Below are 18,366 nucleotides of genomic sequence, written 5' to 3'. Positions count from 1 at the left end.
GGGTCAGCGGAGTGCGAACGCCACGTTCGACAGGGCTCCGTGGCCGTGGATGCTGACCACGCCGTCCCGGTCGGGCGGGAGGTAGCGCACCATGCAGCCGGCGGCCCGCCCGTCGAACAGGAAGGGGCTGAAGACCGGCACCACCTCGGCCTGGTGGCTGCCGGATCCGTCCGGACCGGCGAACTCCATCCGGTACGGCACGGGTTCCACCCACTCCTGGACGATGTGGTCCCGCGCCGCGGCGGCCGCGGTCACCGCCGCCCGCCAGGCCTGCGGCGGGCACGAGCGGCCCACCAGGACCTGCTGCCCGCTCATCCCGATGGCGGGCTTCAGCACGAACTCCTCCTGGCGCTCCAGGAGCAGTTCCGGGAGCGGCACGGTCCGGCCGTGCCGCTCGACGGGCCGGTCCCCGACCACGCGGGTCCACGGCAGGTAGCGCTCGACGGTCCGCCGGTCCCGGTCCGTCATCCACGGCCGTCCCTCGGACACCCAGCCGAGCACCTTCTTGTTGGCGATCAGGTACGCGGTCTGGCTCGCGATCAACCGCACGCCGGCGTCCAGGGCCGTCCGCACCGGCCCGAGGTCGATGCCGTGGCCGAGCCATTCGAGGATCGTGAAGTGGCGCAGCCCGAGCCGGTAGCGGGGTTCTCCCGGCAGGCCGAGTCCGTCGAGCAGGTCCTCCGGCTCGAACGTCTCGGCCGCCAGGCCGCGGCGGCGCAGCGACTCCTCCTGGATCTCGAAGTAGCGGCTGGGGGGACCGCCGAAGTCCCGGAGCGTGCCGACGATCGCGACCGCGGGCTCGACGCCCAGGGCCCGGACGGCGCGCACGAAGAGCTCGTCGCGCACCGCGAGCGGATCGACCGCGTCGAAGGGCATCCGCTCCGGGCCGCCGAACGCCGCCACCCACGCGGCGGTGTGCAGTGCCGTGTCCACCACCCCGCCGATGCCGGAGCCGATGTTGAACTCCAGGAATTTGGGGCCGGAGGCGCCCACCATGACGTCGGGCCGGGCGATGCAGGTGGCGTAGTCCTCCTCGGCCGGGCCGTCCATGACGAGGGGGTACATCCGCTCGTCGGCACCGAGCGCGGCGATCCGGCCGGCCGCCGTCGGAGCGCGCTCCAGCAGCGTGCGGCGCAGCAGCGCCAGCAGGTCGGCGGTGGCGGTGAACAGCTCGTCGTAGGAGGAACGCGGCAGCATGACGGGCCGCAGGGACGACGCGACCGGCACCACCCGGGCGTACTCGCCGTCCTCCACCCGGGCCAGTTCCCTTTGGACGGCGGGCAGTTCGAGCCGGTTGTCGAGCGGCGGCGGCGCGGTGCCGTACCACGGGGCGGTCATCTGCGGGCCCTTCCGGCGGGCCCGCGCGCCGCGCCGGCGAGGAATGCGTCGAGGTCCACCTCGCGCACCCCCGCCACTCCCGGGGACTTGGCGGAGTAGTCGAGCCGGGGGGCACGCCGCGCGTCGCGGAAGTAGACCGCCTCCAGGGTCCCGTCCGTCCGCTCGGCCAGGACCGGATTGGCGACCAGGTAGTCCCGCACCTCCGGCGTGTCGGCGCGGACCTGCAGCCACAGCCGCTTGGCGCCGAAGTGGTTGGGCGGCGGCAGCACGCTGGTTCCGAACCGCCGCTTCCACTGGTAGGTGCCCTTGCTGACGAAGGGTTCGGTGCCCTGGAAGTCGAGGCGGCGCACGCCGTGGCGGGCGCACCAGTCGATGAGGAAGTGGTAGATCGCCTTGAAGGCGCCGCTGTCGTAGTGCTCCCGCGCGCCGTCGACCACGCCCAGCAGGCGCAGGGTCATCGTCCCCGATGCCCGGTCCCAGTGGCAGAGCGCTCCGCCGATCGGTTCGCCGTCCTGCCGCAGGACGAACATCCGGCCGCCGCGGAAGAGGCACTCGTAGGAGACGTCCTTGGTCTCGGTGCGCTCCCGGTCCCCGTGGCGCTGGAACATGGTGGGGCGGTAGAGCCGGTCGTAGAAGTGGTCGAACCAAGCCGGGTCGCGGCTGAGCCCCCAGGTCCAGGCGTGGTCGCGCAGGTCGTGCTTGAACTGCTGGCGCTCGCGCTTGGAGATGCGCTGCCGGACGGTGTCGGGGTCCGCGTCGAAGTCGATCACGAAGTGCACCCGCATCGGCACGATGAGGGAGGCCTCGCGCGGCAGCGCGCGGGCGCGCTCGGCGCTCGTACCGACGATGACGATGTCCGCGTCGGGCAGCCGGGCGGGGTCCCGGAGGGCCGCTCCGGTGAGCCGGCCGGTCCGGCGCCGGACGCCGTGGACGTCGGCGTCGCGTCGGAGCTCGGTGAACTCCAGGGTGTACGCGAGGCCTTCGGCGAGGCCCGCGTAGCTCACCGACAGTCCCCCGGCCTCCGAGCGGACGGCCGGGAAGCCGGCCCCGTCCCGGGTGTCCCAGGCGGTCCGTGCGGTGGTCAGGACCCGGTTGCCGCTGTTGCGCCAGTGGTAACCGGTGTGCATGCGCAGCCGCTGGTGCGGCGTGGCGCGCGGGGGCGGGACGGCAGGGACCACGGGGCTATCACCTCGGCGGGTCGTCGGTGGCGAGCGGGTCGTCTGTGGCGAGCAGGACGGCGGCGGAGCGGGGCCCCGGCACGGGCGGGCGGGGCCCCGCCCGAGCGGTCAGGCGGAGGGCGTGGCGTCCAGCACGACGCGCCGCAGGTCCTCGGCGGTGGCCACCGGGTGCAGGTCCCGGACGGTGAGGTGGCCGTAGTCCGTCGCCGAGTAGCTGCCGGAGCCGTGCACGAGGATGTCGGTCTCGGGCACCAGCCCCCGGTCGACGGCGTTGAGCAGGCCCGTCATCGCCATCACCAGGGACCACTCGCGCAGCGCGGTGGGGTTCGCGGGCAGCCGCACGCCGGCTTCCCCGAGCAGCGAGCGCACCTGCCCGTAGCGGCCGAGGCACTCCGCGAGCGAGACGACGATGCCGCCGCCGCCCTGGGTGCGGATGAGTTCGTTCATCCGGGGCGAGGTGGGCGGGTTGCGGGTGTAGAAGGTCGGGTCGAGGGTCTCCCCCGGATCGAAGGTCTGCGCGGGGTACCGCGGGTCGGCGCTCTGCGTGAACAGTCCCGTCTCCGCGTCGTAGGAGTACGCCGGGAGGTTCCCGGTGTCGGTGGAGCCCTCGTTGTACAGGCTGAGCACCATGTCGGGAGCGCCCAGGTGCTGCACCAGGAAGTAGTGCGGCGGCAGGGTCCGGGAGCGGACGTCCGCGGGGAGCCGGCTGCGGCCGTGGGCGTGGCCGAGCAGCCCGTAGGCGCTGGAGACCGAGTGCACGTGCAGCCGGGCCTCGCCGGGCGCCGAGGGGAACAGGTCGGCCTCGGCCAGCGCCCTGACCACGTCCGCCGCCAGGTAGTTCTCCAGCTGGAGGGTGTACCAGAGGTTGGTCTCGCACTCCTTCTCCAGAGCGCTCCGGTGTTCGTCGACCAGCCCGAGGGCGATGGCCTTCACGGTGCCGGGTTCCTCGCCCCCGTACACCGCGATCGGGTTGCGCGCCCGCAGCCCGGGGTCGGTGAACAGCTCGGAGCTGCGCAGCTTGGCCACCGCCCCCTCGGGGACCACCGTGATGACGTTGAGCCGGTCGGCGTCCACCAGGCCGGTCCGGACGGCCCGGAGCACCGCGTCGCGCATGGCGATGGCCTTGTTGGCGGAGGACGGCGTGACGATGGTGACCCGCCGGCCGGTGTCCTGGACGAAGCGGACCGCCCTGGCCACGATGACCAGCGAGGCGAAGGTCTTGGTCGTCATGGTGGCCGGGTTGCGCGTGAGGTCGAGCAGCGCGAGGTTCCGGCCCCGGTACGACGGCATGGCCGCGTGGCCGAGGCCGGAGACCGCGAGGTACTTGCGCATGGCCTCGGTGAGTTCGGGCAGTTCGACGCCCGGCGTGAAACCTTCGGCGTCGGCCTTCTCCGGGCCGCCCAGGAGGTCCCGCAGGACTGAACGGATCTCTTCGTAGTACCGGACGAGAGCATTGTCGAGAATCACTTTTCCTGCCTCTTTCCACCGGAGATCGAATCCGCCCGCGCGCCTGCACGGTCGTGCTCGCGCAGGTCGGTGACGGCCGTCAGGGAAACCGAGAAAGTGGGCCGCGACCCTGGTCATGACGAAAGGCAAACCCAGTGCACACAACATCGACACACCGCGCCGATCGCGGCCCCCCGGGCACCGCGTGGAACCCGGCGAATTCCAGGACCGAAAGCGGGTCGGACTCTTCCGTCGGCTCGACCCCACCCGTTGAGCCTTCGCGTCCGCGAAACCTCTCAACCCCGGATGATTCGGTGAAATTTTGTGCGGACGGGTGATACGGCAGCTGCTTGTCGAGAGTATTGATTCATTGACCGTCCCCGGTCAACGACCCTTCGGTGTGACGCGGGTTACACCGCGTCCATTTCGCTATGACATTGCCCCCCGTTCACCCCTCTTGCGGGACAAACGCCCATCTGTGGAGCAATTTCGTCGGATCCGAACCGCACCTGGCGTACGGGATTCAGGGGAGCCGGAGCAGCCCGGGTGAAATTGCCGCCCTTTGGGGGCTGTTCGTCCGGATGTCCGAGAATTCACGGTCCACCTGGACACGAACTGTCCTGTGGACTCTTTCCGCGACGACCTCGCCGATGATCCGGCCCGGCCCTTCGGGACCCGGCCGGCGGAGCCGCCGAGCGCCGCCTCCGCCGGGTCGCCGAACGGCGGAACTCCCGCCGCGGCCCCGCCGGATGACACGTCGCCCGCCGCGCCCCGCCCTGCGCCGCGCCGGTACCGCGCCGATCACGACGAAGGGCGCCCTCCCCGAAGGGAGGACGCCCGGACTCGCCTCGACCAGGTGGGCCACCAGGGGCTCGAACCCTGAACCTACGGATTAAAAGTCCGCAGCTCTGCCAATTGAGCTAGTGGCCCGCGGTCCCGGCGCGCCCGGATGCCCGGGCGGAAGGACCACGGCGATCCTACCCGGTGGGGCCCAGGGCTCCGCCAGTGGATTGCGCGGGCGTGCCGGGCTCGTGGAGCGGGACTTGAGGCGGGGTGTAGTGAACGGCGCGGACCCGGCGGAGCCAGGCCTCGACGGGGCGCTGGTCGGGGGCGGTGGGAAGGACACCTCGGCCGGCCAGCCGGTCGGCGGCGTCGGCGAGCAGGCCCTCCGCGAGGGCGGGGCGGTCGGCGATGCGTTCGCCGAGTTCGCGGATGCGTTCGGGGTCGGGCAGCCGGATCAGGTTGCGGCCGGTCTCGTGCAGGCGGACGGCCTGCTCGACCAGCCGGACCAGGTGCCGGGCGTGCTTGGCGGCCCGGCGGCGGGCGGCCGGGTCGGCGGTGTCGCGGGTCAGCAGCTTGCGGAACTGCTGGTCGGCGTAGCCGAGGTAGGCCTTCCGCACGGCCGGCGCGCTGAGGAAGGCCGCGCGCAGGCCGACCAGTTCGTCGCCGAGCGGGGTGCGGACCTCGTACAGCTCGTCCGGCAGCCAGACCAGTTCGGAGGCGGTCGGGTTGCAACCCAGCGCCAGCCGGCACCACTTGGCGGCCTCGTGCAGGGTGACGTCGGGCGCGGTGGTGACCTGGGACTCGGCCGGGCGGTGCAGGCCGTGCAACTCCTCGGTGGGGGTGGCGAACAGGCCCAGCCGGTCGAGGTCGGAGCCGGCGTGGGCGAAGCCGTACGCGGTGGAGCCGACGATGCCCGAGAGCAGCACCGTGCCGGGAACGGAGGCGACACCGGGAACGGAGGCGACGCCGGGAACAGCGGTCGTGGTGGACATCGGCGGACTCCTCTCGGACGGACGGGCTGGCACCGCATCCTCGTCCGGGCATCCTCGCCGAACGGGCCCCGCCGGGCGAGCGAATTCCGGTCCGGGCCGCCCGGCCGCCGGGTAGCGTACGGTCCATGTCGACCACTCCCACCGACGAGGTCCTGATCGTCACCGGCGCCGGCCGCGGCATCGGAGCCGCCACCGCCCTGCTGGCCGCCCGCCGCGGCTACCGGGTCTGCGTCAACTACCGTACGGACGAGGCCTCGGCGACCGCCGTGGTGGACGCCATCCGGGCCGACGGCGGCACCGCCCTCGCGGTCCGCGCCGACGTCACCCGCACCGCCGAGGTGGAGCGGCTGTTCACCACCGTGGACGACGAGCTCGGCCCGCTCACCGGGCTGGTGAACAACGCCGGCACGCTGGAGAAGCAGTGCCGGCTGGAGGAGATCGACGAGGACCGGCTGACCCGGATCTGGGCCGCCAACATCACCGGCCCGTTCCTGTGCGCGGCCCAGGCCGTCCGCCGGATGTCCACCCGGCACGGCGGGCGGGGCGGCGCCATCGTCAACGTCGGCTCGGCCGCCTCCCGGATCGGCTCGCCGAACGAGTACGTCGACTACGCGGCCGCCAAGGGCGCGGTGGACTCGATGACCCGCGGCCTCGCCCTGGAGGTCGCCGCCGAGGGCATCCGGGTCAACGCGGTGCGGCCGGGGCTGATCCACACCGACATCCACGCGCTCGGCGGCGAGCCCGGCCGGGTCGACCGGGTCGCGCCCGGCCTGCCGATGGGGCGCGGCGGGCAGCCGGAGGAGGTCGCCGAGGCGATCCTCTTCCTGCTCTCCCCGGCGGCCTCGTACACCACCGGGGCGTTCCTGGAGGTCTCGGGCGGGCGCTGAGCAGCCGGTCGCCCACCGGCGGGGGCCGGTTTCGGACGGTGTCCTCCCGCCGGGCCGCCGACGTCGCACTCCTCCTTCCTCCCGCCCGCGCCCGCCCGTACCGTGGTGGCCATGACCGACGCCTTCATCGACATCCCCGGTGTGCGCAACTTCCGTGACGCGGGCGGGATCGGCGCCCTCCGCCGGGGCGTGCTGTACCGCTCCGGGTCCTTCCACACCCTCACCGAGGAGGGCGCCCGGCGGCTCAAGGCCCTCGGCCTGCGGACGGTCTTCGACCTGCGCAGCGCGTACGAGCTGGAGGCCTGGCCGGACCAGCGGCACTGCCTCGACCACGAGACCCTCGGTCTGCCGACCCTTCCCCCGCACCCCGAGGACGCCGACCGGCCCTGGCCCGAGGACCAGGCCGCCCTCTACCCCTTCATGGCCTCGACGGCCGGCCCCTCGCTCGCCGCCGTCGTCCGCCGCCTCGCCGCTCCGGACGCGCTGGCCGCCGTCGTCCACTGCGCCGTCGGCAAGGACCGCACCGGGCTCACCATCGCCGTCCTCCAGTCCCTGCTGGGCGCCTCCGAGGCCGAGATCACCGCCGACTTCCTGCTCTCCAACATCGGCCTCGGCCTCGACAAGGGCCCCACCCCGTACCTCGACGAGACCGGCACCGAGCGCCTCTCCCGCCCGGTCGACGCCGAGCTCCTGGTCTCCTCCCTGGCCTGGATCCACGACCACCACGGCACGATCCCCGGCTACCTCCGCCACCACGGCACGACGGACGCCGAACTCGACGCCGCCCGCGCCAACCTCGCGGACTGACGGGCCTTCAGCCCTCCCGGCGCTCGAAGCGCCACCACTGGGCCGGGGCGTCGACGTCCTCGCTCTGGTGGACGTCGGCCTCCGGGGTGTCGCCCGCCGTCAGGGGCTTGCCGCTGATGAAGCTGGTGACCGTGTAGGTGCCCGGGGCGTCCACGTGGGCCTCCAGCAGCCACTCCTGGGCACCGAAGGCGTTGGCCGACCACTGCTGGATCCGGACGCCGTCGTCCGTCGAGGCGCCGGTGACGTCCAGGCGCTTGCCGCTGCCGGCGTTCTCGATGTGGAACAGCGCGCCGCCCGGGTGGACGGCGGCGAGGCGCCAGAGCTGGGCCTCACTGCCGTCGTCCGCGCCGAGGACGATCCGGGCACCGCTGCGCCGGGAGGCTTCGGCGACCTGAAGCAGCAGGCCGCTCCCGACGTTGCGGACCAGGTAGCTGCCGTCGGTGATCTCGGAGTCCGTCACGGTCGAAGTCTGCCACCGGGCACCGACAGGGGCCCGCGTACGGCCCGGGCGGGCCGGGGCGCGGAGGAGTTTCCGCCGGACCGGCTCCGCCCCCTATGCTGCGGCGAATGTCCACCGAGCAGATACCGTCGCACCGTCAACAGCCCACCTTCTCCGAAGCCGTGGCCGCCCTGGAGGCCGTGGTCGCGGCCGGGGACGACGAGCAGTTCGGGCCCGCCCTCGGGCTGGTCGGCGGGCTGTTCGGCACGGCCGACCCGGCGGAGCAGGCAGCGGCCGGGCCCCGGCTGGCCGCCCTGCTGCCGGACGCCCCGCCGTTCCCCCGGGCGCACCTGGCCATGGTGGTGGGCGCCTGCGTGGAGCACGGCGCCGACCCGGTCGCCTGCTCCGGCCCGGTGCTGGCCGGACTGCGCGGGGCGCTGACCGGCGCGCAGCTGCTGGTGCGGCGCTGGGTCTCCACCGGCGGCGGCCCGCTGCCCGGCGCGGAGGAGGACGATCCGGCCGAGGCGCACGAGCGGATCGCCGACCCGGCGCACCTGGACGAGTGGCACGCCCACCTGGCCGTGGTCGCCTGGTGGACGCTGCACCTGTGGCAGCAGGCGGCCTGGGCGGTGTACGCGCACCCGGAGGTCCGGGCCGAGGCCCGCGCCTCGGGCGTGACCGAGGTGATCCTGGAGCTGTTCGACCGCTACCAGGGCGAGCAGCACGACTTCAAGGGCCTGGTCCACCTGGCGCTGATGCTGGACGACGAGCCGCTGCTGGTGCTCGACCGCCCCACCGGCACCGGCTACCTGCTGCGGATGAGCGGCCTGAGCGACACCTTCCAGCTGCACACCCTGCTCGCCGACGTGCTGATCGGCGGCGGCCACCTGCCCGGCACCCCGCAGGACCGGGAGGTGGTGGCACTGGCCCGGACGGCGTTCCTGGACGGCCGCCGGGTGGTCGCCACCGGCGCCTTCAACCTGGTCGCGCCGGACGGCTCCTGGGTGTGGAACGAGGGGACGCCGAGCGACATCCCGGTGGTGGACGGCGTGCGCACCCTGGTCCTGGAGCCGCTGCCGTACGAGCGGAGCTGGTCGGCCGGGCGGTTCATCCAGGAGGTCCCGGGCGACCTGCGGCTGGAGCGGGTGCTCGACCCGGCGGAGGCCGCCCGCCGGCTGGCCGCCACGGTGCCGGGGCAGACGCCCGCGGAGGCGTTCCGGTAGGAGGCCCGGCGGCGCTCCGGCGGACGGCGCTGTCGGCGCTGCCCGCGCTCCGGCGGGAGGCCCCGGCGGCCCCGTTCGTTCACCGGGTTATGGTCGGAAAACGACACAGCCCCCACGAGTGGAGTCGACGATGGCGAAGGTCCCGAACGTGTTCACGGCCGCCGCGCCCGCCGCGCTGACCGCGGCGAGCGGTCTGGTCGGCGGTTACGGCGTCGCCCGGTGGAGCGGTCGGCGCGAACTGGGCGGCGCGGTGCTGGCGGTGGCCGGTGCCGGGGCCGCCGCGCAGTGGCGCCGCAGCGCGGGCGCGGGCACCGCGGCGGCGCTGACCGGCCTGTACGTGGCGGCCTTCGGCGGCTCGCACCCGCTGGCGAAGCGGATCGGCGCCTGGCCGTCCGTCTTCGCCGTCACCGGCGTGGTCGCGGCGGCCTCCACGGCCGCCACGGCGCTCGCCGCCCGCCGGAAGTAGCCGGCTGCCGGACGGTCACCCCGCGGTGAACCGGGCCTCGAAGGCGGCCCGGTTCGCCGAGACCGGCGAGCGGTCCCAGACCGCGAACACCACCTGATCGAAGGCGGCCCCGTACCGGGCCAGCGCCCCCTCGAAGGCCTCGGCGACCTGCGCCGGGTCGTTGCGGAACACCCCGCAGCCCCAGGCCCCGAGCACCAGCGCGCGCACCTCGTGCCGGGCGGCCGCCGCGAGCACCCGCACGGCCCGCTCGGCGAGCACGCCCCGGACGTCCGCACCGGCCGACCGCCGTTCCAGCTGCCCGGCGTTGGGCGCGGGCGAGGTCAGGAAGGTGACGGGGTACGGCTGCGCCAGCAGTTCTCCGCGCCCGTCCCGGATCACCGGCACCGCCGGCGAGACGATCACCCGGTGGCTGTACCGGAGGTCGGTGGAGGCCCGGTGCGCCTCGTAGTAGTCCGGCGCCTCCCGCAGGCAGCTGTACAGCAGCGCGCTGCGGCACAGGTCCTCCTCCTGGGCGCGGGCGCCGCGCAGGTAGCCGCCGCCGGGGTTGCGCGCGGAGGCGAAGTTCAGCACCCCGACCGGCCCCGCCCCGGCCCCGACCAGTCGGCGGGCGGCCTGGATGCTGCCCTCGGCCGTCACCTCGATCCGTCCGGCCGCCGGCCCCGGCCCGCGGTCGCCCGCCGCCAGCAGCGCGTCCAGCCCCTCCGGCGCGTAGGACACCGTGCCGGCCCGCGCCGCCCCCAACTCCTCCCCCACCTGCACGAGTTCGCCCCCGGCCGTCCGGTAGCTCCCCCGCTCGGCGATCTCCTCGTTCACTCGCGCCACATCGTGCAGTCTGCTGCTCATGGCCGCGACGCTACGGGACCGCGGCGCCCGCGCGCCACAGGTTATTCTCACTCCCAGAACAACGCCCCGGGGGGCCGGCGCGGGGAAACGCGAGGCTGCCGGGGAAACGCGAAGGGCCCGCTCCGGGGGGACGGAGCGGGCCCTTCGTACGTTCAGCCGGGCCGGCGGTCGACTACCGCCGGTGCGGCGTCAGTTCTTCCAGCGCGGCTTGCGGTCGTCGCGGTCGAAACCGCCCGGGCGACGGTCCTCGCGGTCACGGCCGGCACCGAAGCCGCCGCGGTCACGGTTGAAGCCACCGCGGTCGGACTGCGGACGGCCGCCGGAGCGGTGGTCGTCGCGGCGCGCGAACGGACGGCTGCTGCCGCCGCGCTCGTCGCGGTCACGGCCGAAGGCCGGACGGTCGCCGAAGGAACGGGCCGGACGGTCGCCGAAGGAGCGGCCGCCGCGGTCGTCGCGGTCACGGTTGAAGCCGCCGCCACGGTTGTCACGGTCACCGAAGGAACGGCCACCGCGGTCGTCGCGGTCACGGTTGAAGCCGCCGCCACGGTTGTCACGGTCACCGAAGGAACGGCCGCCACGGTCGTCACGGTTGAAGCCGCCGGAACGGCCGCCGCGGTCGTCACGGTCACGGTTGAAGCCGCCGCCACGGTTGTCACGGTCACCGAAGCCACCGGAACGGCCACCGCGGTCGTCACGGTTGAAGCCGCCGGAACGGGCACCGCGGTCGTCGCGGTCACGGTTGAAGCCGCCGCCACGGTTGTCACGGTCACCGAAGGAACGGCCACCGCGGTCGTCACGGTCACGGTTGAAGCCACCGGAACGGCCGCCGCGGTCGTCACGGTCACGACCGAACGCCGGACGCTCGTTGCGCGCCTCGCGGTAGGCCGGGGTGCGCTCCTCGGCCACCGGGGCGGCGGTCTCGACGACGGTCTCCGAAGCCTCGCCGGACTCGGCCTCGGCGGCCGGCTCCTCGTCCTCGATGCCCAGCTCGGCCCGCTCGCGCGCCGCACGGGCGGCGAGGCGGTCGGCCTCCTCGCGCAGCTCGGTGGTGCGGCGCTGCGCGCGCTCCAGCTGGCGGGTCATGTCGGCGAGCTCGCGCTCGGCGGCACCGGCGATGTTGGCGGCGCTCTCGGCCTGGACCTCGGTCAGCGAACGGGCGCCGGTGATCTTGGCGACCTCCGCGTCGAAGGCGTGGTCGAGGATGTGGCGCGAGGCGTCCACGCCCGCGTCCTCCATCAGGCGGAAGACGCCGCGGCGCTGGTGCGGCAGCACCAGGGTGACGACGGCGCCGGAGCGGCCGGCCCGCGCGGTGCGGCCGGAGCGGTGCAGGTAGTCCTTGTGGTCGCCGGCCGGGTCCACGTTGAGGACCAGGTCGATGCCGTCGACGTGGATGCCGCGGGCGGCGACGTCGGTGGCGACGACGACGTTGGTGTAGCCGTCCTTGAAGTCGCCGAGGACGCGGGTGCGGGCGCCCTGGGTCATGCCGCCGTGCAGCGCGTCGGCCTTCACGCCGGCCTCGATGAGCTGCTCGGCGACGCGGTCGGCGCCCATCTGGGTGCGGACGAAGATGATCGTGCGGCCCTTGCGGGCGGCGATCGCGTTGGTGATCGGCGCCTTGTCCTTGGGCTTCACCACGAGGATGTGGTGGGTCATGGTGGTGACCGCGCCGGCCGACGGGTCGACCTCGTGGGTGACCGGGTTCTTCAGGTAGCGCTTGACCAGCGTGTCGATCTCGTTCTCCAGGGTGGCGGAGAACAGCAGGCGCTGGCCGCCGCTCGGCACCTGGTCGAGGATCTCGGTGACCTCGGGCAGGAAGCCCATGTCGGCCATCTGGTCGGCCTCGTCGAGCACGACGGTCCGGACGTCGGCCAGCTTGGCGCTGCCACGGTTCAGCAGGTCGCGCAGACGGCCGGGGGTGGCGACCAGGACGTCGACACCGCGCTCCAGCGCGTAGATCTGGTTCGACATCGAGGTGCCGCCGCAGACGACCTTGAGCTTGAGGCCGAGCACCGAGCCGAACGGCTCCAGGGCGTCGGCGACCTGCATGGCCAGCTCGCGGGTCGGGACGAGGATCAGGCCGCGCGGGTGCTTGGGCTTGGTGCGCTCGCCGTCGGCGAGGCGGGTCAGCAGCGGCAGGCCGAAGCTCAGGGTCTTGCCGGAGCCGGTGCGGCCACGGCCCAGCACGTCCTTGCCGGCCAGGGCGTCCGGGATGGTCGCGGCCTGGATCGGGAACGGGGTGGTGACACCGCGCTTGGCGAGGGCGCGCACGACGTCGTCGTGCAGGCCCAGGTCGCCGAAGGTGATGGTGGGCTCGGCGGCCGCCTCCTCGGTGGCCTCCTCGGCCTCGGCGATCACCTCGTCCGCGGTGGTGTCGATGGTGTCGTCGGAGTCGGTGACATCGGCGGCGGCCTCGTTCGCGGGCATGGCGAAGCGGGCGTCGTCAACGAGAGACATGCAAAACCTTCCGGAAGTGGCACGCGCCAAAGTCCGGGGTTCTGTTTCACAACCGCCTCTATGCGGTCAGCCACGGATCGCCGGAACGCGCCAAGGGCGCCAGATGGGAATAGGGCGCCAGTCAAATGGATCAAACGAACGATCTACCACCATAGACGAGCCTGGGGATCGGAGGCAAATGCCCTGCTCAATCCGCTAATGCCCGGCCGCGCGCGGGCTCGGTGCCGAGGAACCGGAGCTGCCGGAAGACGGGTCCGGGGCCGGCGGGACGGTCGCGGCGGGCGAGCTGTGCTCCGGCGCGGGCGTGCCGGACGGGTGGCTGCTCGGGGTGGTCGTGGGCCCCCCGGCCGAGCCGCCGCCGGACCGGCCCTCCCCGGTGCCGCCCGCCCCGCCGGTACCGCCGGAGCCCGCCGCACCGCCGGATCCGCCCGCTCCACCGCCCGGGTGCGGAACGGGACTTGTGTTCACACCGCCCGCCGAACCACCACCCGGACCACCGTCGGGAGCGCCCGCCCCCGGCACCGGGACCACCCCGGCCACCACGCCGTTCGCCCCCGGGGCCGCCTCGCCGGGCGCCGCCGCCGAGGACCCGTTCGACCCGCCGTCGCCCTGGAGGCCCCCCGACCGCTCGGGGTGCCCCGAGGCCCCGCCCGGGTGCCCCGAGCCCGGCGGGGCCGAGGGCCCGCCCGTCGCCCCCGGCCGGACCGCCGGCCCGGCCTGCCCGACCGGCGCCACGCCGTGCTTCTCCTCCGCCGCCGGCCCCACCGACATGCACCCGGTCAGCCCGAGCCCGGCCACCGTCAGCAGCGCCGCCGCCCGCACCGCGCGCGAGCGCGGGACCGCCGCCACCCGCCCCGGAGCCGGACGCGCCGCGGCCAGCCGCACCCGCACCGCCCGTACCGCCCGCACCGTCCGCGCCGCCCGCACCGAAGCCACTGAGGTCCCTCTCTACCGCCCCACCCGGGCCGCCCACTCGCGCGCGGCCGCTTTCGGTGCCCAACGCGCGCCCGGCCCGGCGGGACACGGGCAGCGCGCAAGCTCGCCCGGCGGGGCCGGCGCTCAGGGGCCCGCCCCGGGGCCGTCCAGGGCCGTCCAGGGGCCGCTCAGGGCCCGTCCGGCGCCCCTCGGCACCCACCGGCGCCCCTCCGGTGTCCGCGGCTCAGCCCCAGAGCGCCGAGGCCAGCTCCGCGCCCCCGTAGACCGCGGCCAGCCCGGCCAGCACGCTGCCGGCCACGTTGGCCAGCGCGTACCGCCCGGCGCCGGTCTCGGTCAGCCGCAGGGTCTCGTACGAGAAGGTCGAATAGGTGGTCAGCGCCCCGCAGAGCCCCGTCCCCAGCAGCAGCTGGACCTTCGAGGAGGCCGCGCCCACCGCCACCGCGCCGGTCACCAGCCCGAGGACCAGGCAGCCGACCACGTTCACCGTGAACGTCCCCCACGGGAACACCGAGTCGTGCCGGGACTGCACCGCCCGGTCGGTCAGGTACCGCAGCGGCGCGCCGACCACCGCGCCCGCCACCACCAGCAGCCAGTTCACTCCGCCGCCTCCCCCGGGCCCGCTTCCCGGCCCGGCCCACGGCCCGAACCCGCCTCCGCCCCGCGCCCCGCGTAGGTGACCACCTCGCAGCGGTCCAGCAGCACCAGCCCCTCCGCCACCATCCCGTCCAGCTGCGGCAGGAACGCCCGCACCCGCTCCTCCTCGTCCACGATCACCACCGCCACCGGCAGGTCCTCGCTCAGCGACAGCAGCCGCGTGGTGTGCACCAGCGACGAGGCCCCGAACCCCTCGATGCCCCGGAACACGCTCGCCCCGGCCAGCCCGGCCTCCCGGGCCCGGTGCACGATCTCGCTGTACAGCGGCCGGTGGTGCCAGCGGTCGCTCTCCCCGATCAGCACGGTCAGCCGCAGCGCCGGCCCGCTCAGTCGGCTCATCGCGCACCCCCGGCCCGCTCCGCGGCGCCCCGCCCGGCCCCGCGGCGGACGACCCGGTGGATCAGACGCCGGGTCAGCCCGGCCGCCGCCCAGACCGCGAGCAGCGCGCCCACCAGGGTCAGCCCCAGGTACGCGAGGGCGGGCCCGGTCCGGCCGCCCTCCAGCAGCCGGCGGATGTCCACCGCGTACGTCGAGAAGGTGGTGAACCCGCCCAGCACGCCGGTGCCGAAGAACGGCCGCACCAGCGGATGCGCCTGGCGCCCCTCGGTGATCACCACCAGGAACACCCCGATCACCGCGCAGCCGACCACGTTGACCAGCAACGTCGTCCAGGGGAAGGCCGTCGGGCCGGTCTGCCAGCGGAGCCCGGCCGCGTACCGCGCGGACGCGCCGATCGCCCCGCCCGCCGCGACCACCGCCACCGCCCGCCCCTGCCCGCGCAGCACCGGCGGCCGGCCGGGCCGGCGGGCCCGCGCCGCGGCGCCGTCCACGGTGCCGCCCGCGGTGCCGCCCGCGGCGTCGTCCACGGCGCCCTCCGAGGTCGTCATAGCCCCATCAAACACCGGGCTCCGCCACCTGGCACACCGTCATCCGACACCGGACAATGATCCGGTGGAGATGACCCGGGAAGAGTTCGAGACGCTGGTCGGCGACGCCCTCGACCAGATCCCCCCGCACCTCGCGGCCATGATGGACAACGTCGCGGTCTTCGTCGAGGACGAGCCCGACCCGAGCGACCCGGAGCTCCTCGGGCTCTACGAGGGCACCCCGCTCACCGAGCGCGGCGAGTGGTACGCGGGCGTCCTGCCCGACCGCATCCTGATCTACCGCGGCCCCACCCTGCGCCACTGCGAGACCCGCGAGCAGGTGGTCGAGGAGGTCCGCACCACCGTCATCCACGAGGTCGCCCACCACTTCGGTTTCGACGACCACGAACTCGACGAACTCGGCTGGTCCTGACCCCCGGCCACCGGCCCCACCCACCCCGCACCCCCACCCGGGCGAAACCCGTTTTGGCGATCCGCCCTGCATCCCATATGCTTCTCGACGTCCCCGAACGCTGGAAACAGCGGGACAGGCCGCAAGCCCTCATCGTCTAGTGGCCCAGGACGCCGCCCTTTCAAGGCGGTAGCACGGGTTCGAATCCCGTTGGGGGCACGCAGTACCGTAGTAAAGTGCAGTGCGCAAGACCGCAAGACCCTGAGTGGTTCGCCACTTCTAGGTCCCGTGGAGCAGTTGGTTAGCTCGCCACCCTGTCAAGGTGGAGGTCGCGGGTTCAAGTCCCGTCGGGATCGCTCGTCTCGCAAGAGACGGTGCAGTACGGCCAGGTAGCTCAGTTGGTACGAGCGTCCGCCTGAAAAGCGGAAGGTCGCCGGTTCGACCCCGGCCCTGGCCACAACTGCCTGAAAAGGCAGAACGGCCCCGGAGAGATCACTCTCCGGGGCCGTTTTCATGTCCCTTACGCCAACCGGTACGCCAACGGCTCAGGAGAGCCGACCACCGAGCGGGTACCGGCTCCGCCGGGGGTTGTCCGGTTCGGTTGCGGCGCATCGGGGTCAGGAGCGGGAGAGCCTCAGCATGGCCACGTGGTAGGCCCAGGCGTGGGTGGCAACCTTCCGGTCGACACCGAAATGCCGCCCGGTCGCACGGTCCAGCACGTGGTGGTACTCCTCCAGGAAGGCCCAGGACACCTTGGCGAAGTCCTCGTCGGACCACCTGTAGAGGTGCCGGAGCTCGAACTCCACAGCGGCCAGGAAAGCCATCTCGCTGCGGTCCACGGGCTCGACCCGGCCACCGCCGGCCTCCACCCAGCGCTTCACCTCCTCGGGCGCCCGCTGCCACTTGCTGCCCGAGTCGCGCAGTTCGGCATAGTCGACCCAGGCCCAGAAGGCCTCGGCGTCGGCGATGTCCGGCGCCTGCCGGTGGTGCTCCACGCAGAGCAGGGCGAAGTTCCGGACGTCCATCGAGCCGCCCAGGGAAGCGGGAACCACGTGCGCCCGCTCGACTGGTGAGCCCCAGCAGATCAGGCACTCCTCGGCGATCCCGAGGTACTCCATGATCGACTGCTTGGACGGGTAGGTCCTGCGGCTGCTCTCCTCGGTCTCCCGGGTGCGCAGCGGCAGGGAGTCGATGTCGTACCAGAACGACTTCTCCTCCCCTTCCGGGTAACCCACGAGCAGTTGCTCCGGGACCGCATCGTTCTGCCGACGCGGGTTCTTCGCCACGTACAGCGGGGTGTGGAGTTCGGTCAGGTAGGGGAGCACCTTTTCGGGCAGGAAGTCCTTGAGCATCTCCCAGGCGTCGTGGTCGTAGCCGCCCTCGCTGTTCCGATGGCCCTGCACGTCGAAGAACAGCATCCGGGGCGCCCCCGGCGTGGTCTGCTGCGCCTTGTGGAGGACCTCGAATATGCGCGGCGCGCAGCGTTCGAAGTTCTCGTACACAGCCATGTCGTGGTACACCACCACCGGTTTGACCTTGGGCGGAGTCTTCTGCCCGGCCTTCCTGCGAACCCTGCTCTTCGGCAACGCCGTGCTCCCTCCCCGCCGATGCTCACAGGTTCGCACGGCGCACCGACACCGTTTCTTGACGACAGCCAACGAAGCCGCCGCTGTTCCGGGGTGAGCGGATGTCAGCGCAGGAGGCCGGCGACGGCCCCGGGCGGGCGACCTCAATCACGGCGACGGCCCCGGGCGGGCGACCTCAATCACGGAGACGGCGCCGAGGGCGATGCCGGCAGCGGGCCGGACCCGGCCTCAACGGCCTGTGAAGGCAGAGAAGGCCCCGGCGAGATCGGGCGGTTTCCAGGGGTCGTTCCGCCGCCGCGCCGGCGGACTACACGAAGACCTCGATCTCGCACCTGGCCGCGCCGCTGCGCCGGATGCGGGCGTCACTGGTGACCAGCGGCACACCGAGGGTCTCGGCGAGTGCCACGTACTGGGCGTCATAGGCGCTGATGTTGTGGTTGAGCTCCCGAACCCGCTGCCAGAGGATCAGCGTCTCGTGCTTGGTGACGGCGAGCGAGCGGTAGTCGGCGATCGCCTTCTCCGCCTCCTTCCCGGTGAGCTTCCCTCCCCGAACCATTCCGAACAGGGCCGAGACGATCTCGTAGTCGAGCAGACCCGGGGCCGCGAGCGCGTCCAGTTCGCGGAGCCGGGCGCGTACGGCGTGGCCGACCGGGCTGTGGTCGGTGAGCACTCGGACCAGGGCCGAGCAGTCCACGACGACGGTGGATGTCACCGGCGCTCCCGGCCCTCGTCGATGGCCGAGAGGATGTCGGCCGTGCTGACCTCGGTTCGGGTCTCCCGGTCGAGCCTGGTCATCATCTCGGCGAGCGACGGGGTGGCCGCCTCGCGGGTGACGAGGTCGAGCAGGTAGGCCTGGAGGCTCTTTCCGGCCCGCGCGGCCTTCAGCTTGAGGGTGTCCAGGATCGGGTCCGGGACCTCGCGAATGGTGATGGCTGTCATGCCTGCATTTTAGCTGCATCAGCTGCACAATGCTGGCGATCCCTCGGGACGGCCACCCGGTTCCCCCTGGAGGGGGAGGGGGACCCGTCCGAGGGACGATCCGGCGGGCGGGGGCGG

17 protein-coding genes, 4 tRNA genes and 1 pseudogene are annotated in these 18,366 nt (G+C 73.5%); 8 read left to right on the top strand and 14 right to left on the bottom strand.

What is annotated here, in order from left to right; genetic code table 11:
• Positions 1-3: 3 nt before the first annotated feature.
• The 5 genes from ACGFSC_RS34485 to ACGFSC_RS34465 form a co-directional block, all read right to left on the bottom strand.
• A complete protein-coding gene (locus tag ACGFSC_RS34485; protein WP_359897939.1) occupies positions 4-1,338 on the bottom strand; it encodes a hypothetical protein in 1,335 nt (444 codons plus the stop codon).
• Positions 1,335-2,516 carry a hypothetical protein gene (locus ACGFSC_RS34480; RefSeq protein WP_359897941.1) on the bottom strand — a complete coding sequence of 394 codons (1,182 nt, stop codon included), beginning with the start codon at positions 2,514-2,516 and terminating at the stop codon, positions 1,335-1,337. The genes ACGFSC_RS34485 and ACGFSC_RS34480 overlap by 4 nt, the downstream gene beginning before the upstream one ends.
• 108 nt (positions 2,517-2,624) lie before the next feature.
• The gene (locus ACGFSC_RS34475) at positions 2,625-3,983 is read right to left on the bottom strand and encodes a DUF6002 family protein (RefSeq protein ID WP_359897942.1); all 1,359 of its coding nucleotides are present in this window, start codon (positions 3,981-3,983) and stop codon (positions 2,625-2,627) included.
• An 836-nt stretch (positions 3,984-4,819) separates the two neighbouring features.
• Positions 4,820-4,892: transfer RNA gene (locus ACGFSC_RS34470), tRNA-Lys, on the bottom strand.
• A gap of 47 nt (positions 4,893-4,939) precedes the next feature.
• Complete coding sequence (locus ACGFSC_RS34465) at positions 4,940-5,737, bottom strand: DNA polymerase beta superfamily protein (protein WP_359897943.1); 798 nt, start codon at positions 5,735-5,737, stop codon at positions 4,940-4,942.
• 125 nt (positions 5,738-5,862) lie between these two features.
• Between ACGFSC_RS34465 and ACGFSC_RS34460 the strand changes: the two genes are divergently transcribed.
• Together ACGFSC_RS34460 and ACGFSC_RS34455 are read left to right on the top strand one after the other, a co-directional pair.
• Positions 5,863-6,624: an SDR family oxidoreductase gene (locus ACGFSC_RS34460; RefSeq protein WP_359897944.1), complete on the top strand. Its 762-nt coding sequence runs from the start codon at positions 5,863-5,865 to the stop codon at positions 6,622-6,624.
• Between the two features lie 111 nt (positions 6,625-6,735).
• Positions 6,736-7,431: a tyrosine-protein phosphatase gene (locus ACGFSC_RS34455; protein ID WP_359897945.1), complete on the top strand. Its 696-nt coding sequence runs from the start codon at positions 6,736-6,738 to the stop codon at positions 7,429-7,431.
• 7 nt (positions 7,432-7,438) lie between these two features.
• Here the strand turns inward: ACGFSC_RS34455 and ACGFSC_RS34450 are convergent.
• Positions 7,439-7,897: pseudogene (locus ACGFSC_RS34450) on the bottom strand (RICIN domain-containing protein); the annotation flags it as partial.
• A gap of 101 nt (positions 7,898-7,998) precedes the next feature.
• On the opposite strand from ACGFSC_RS34450, the gene ACGFSC_RS34445 reads away from it, so the two are divergent.
• Positions 7,999-9,093 carry a hypothetical protein gene (locus ACGFSC_RS34445; RefSeq protein ID WP_359897946.1) on the top strand — a complete coding sequence of 365 codons (1,095 nt, stop codon included), beginning with the start codon at positions 7,999-8,001 and terminating at the stop codon, positions 9,091-9,093.
• Positions 9,094-9,223: 130 nt separating this feature from the next.
• Positions 9,224-9,559, top strand: coding sequence for a hypothetical protein (locus ACGFSC_RS34440; RefSeq protein ID WP_359897948.1), 336 nt, complete (start codon positions 9,224-9,226; stop codon positions 9,557-9,559).
• 15 nt (positions 9,560-9,574) lie between these two features.
• Here ACGFSC_RS34440 and ACGFSC_RS34435 read toward each other — a convergent pair whose 3' ends face one another.
• The 5 genes from ACGFSC_RS34435 to crcB (ACGFSC_RS34415) form a co-directional block, all read right to left on the bottom strand.
• Positions 9,575-10,402, bottom strand: coding sequence for a TIGR02452 family protein (locus ACGFSC_RS34435; protein WP_359897949.1), 828 nt, complete (start codon positions 10,400-10,402; stop codon positions 9,575-9,577).
• Between the two features lie 189 nt (positions 10,403-10,591).
• Positions 10,592-12,856 carry a DEAD/DEAH box helicase gene (locus tag ACGFSC_RS34430; RefSeq protein ID WP_359897951.1) on the bottom strand — a complete coding sequence of 755 codons (2,265 nt, stop codon included), beginning with the start codon at positions 12,854-12,856 and terminating at the stop codon, positions 10,592-10,594.
• 1,159 nt (positions 12,857-14,015) lie between these two features.
• Positions 14,016-14,390 (bottom strand): fluoride efflux transporter CrcB, encoded by a 375-nt coding sequence (crcB, locus tag ACGFSC_RS34425; protein ID WP_359897953.1) that lies wholly within the window; start codon positions 14,388-14,390, stop codon positions 14,016-14,018.
• Positions 14,387-14,785, bottom strand: a complete 399-nt coding sequence (locus tag ACGFSC_RS34420) for a DUF190 domain-containing protein (RefSeq protein WP_359897955.1) — start codon at positions 14,783-14,785, stop codon at positions 14,387-14,389. Before ACGFSC_RS34420 ends, crcB (ACGFSC_RS34425) begins: the two co-directional genes overlap by 4 nt.
• The gene (crcB, locus tag ACGFSC_RS34415) at positions 14,782-15,333 is read right to left on the bottom strand and encodes a fluoride efflux transporter CrcB (RefSeq protein ID WP_359897957.1); all 552 of its coding nucleotides are present in this window, start codon (positions 15,331-15,333) and stop codon (positions 14,782-14,784) included. Before crcB (ACGFSC_RS34415) ends, ACGFSC_RS34420 begins: the two co-directional genes overlap by 4 nt.
• Positions 15,334-15,403: 70 nt before the next feature.
• Between crcB (ACGFSC_RS34415) and ACGFSC_RS34410 the strand changes: the two genes are divergently transcribed.
• The 4 genes from ACGFSC_RS34410 to ACGFSC_RS34395 all read left to right on the top strand — a co-directional run bounded on the left by ACGFSC_RS34410 (position 15,404) and on the right by ACGFSC_RS34395 (position 16,181).
• On the top strand, positions 15,404-15,745 hold the full coding sequence (locus ACGFSC_RS34410; protein ID WP_359897958.1) for a metallopeptidase family protein: 342 nt from the start codon (positions 15,404-15,406) through the stop codon (positions 15,743-15,745).
• Positions 15,746-15,870: 125 nt separating this feature from the next.
• Positions 15,871-15,943, top strand: a tRNA-Glu gene (locus ACGFSC_RS34405).
• A 63-nt stretch (positions 15,944-16,006) separates the two neighbouring features.
• Positions 16,007-16,080, top strand: a tRNA-Asp gene (locus tag ACGFSC_RS34400).
• A gap of 27 nt (positions 16,081-16,107) precedes the next feature.
• A tRNA-Phe gene (locus ACGFSC_RS34395) sits at positions 16,108-16,181 on the top strand.
• Between the two features lie 160 nt (positions 16,182-16,341).
• Here ACGFSC_RS34395 and ACGFSC_RS34390 read toward each other — a convergent pair.
• From ACGFSC_RS34390 to ACGFSC_RS34380, 3 genes are all read right to left on the bottom strand, one after another.
• Positions 16,342-17,310, bottom strand: a complete 969-nt coding sequence (locus tag ACGFSC_RS34390) for an HNH endonuclease signature motif containing protein (protein WP_359897959.1) — start codon at positions 17,308-17,310, stop codon at positions 16,342-16,344.
• A gap of 307 nt (positions 17,311-17,617) precedes the next feature.
• Positions 17,618-18,022 (bottom strand): type II toxin-antitoxin system VapC family toxin, encoded by a 405-nt coding sequence (locus ACGFSC_RS34385; RefSeq protein ID WP_359897960.1) that lies wholly within the window; start codon positions 18,020-18,022, stop codon positions 17,618-17,620.
• On the bottom strand, positions 18,019-18,249 hold the full coding sequence (locus ACGFSC_RS34380) for an antitoxin (protein WP_359897961.1): 231 nt from the start codon (positions 18,247-18,249) through the stop codon (positions 18,019-18,021). The genes ACGFSC_RS34385 and ACGFSC_RS34380 overlap by 4 nt, the downstream gene beginning before the upstream one ends.
• Positions 18,250-18,366: the final 117 nt, after the last annotated feature.

Source organism: Kitasatospora sp. NPDC048715 (assembly GCF_043198905.1).
Classification (GTDB): domain Bacteria; phylum Actinomycetota; class Actinomycetes; order Streptomycetales; family Streptomycetaceae; genus Kitasatospora; species Kitasatospora lactacystinica.
Note: the sequence above shows the minus strand (reverse complement) of the source record. Positions and strands in the feature narration are given on the sequence as shown.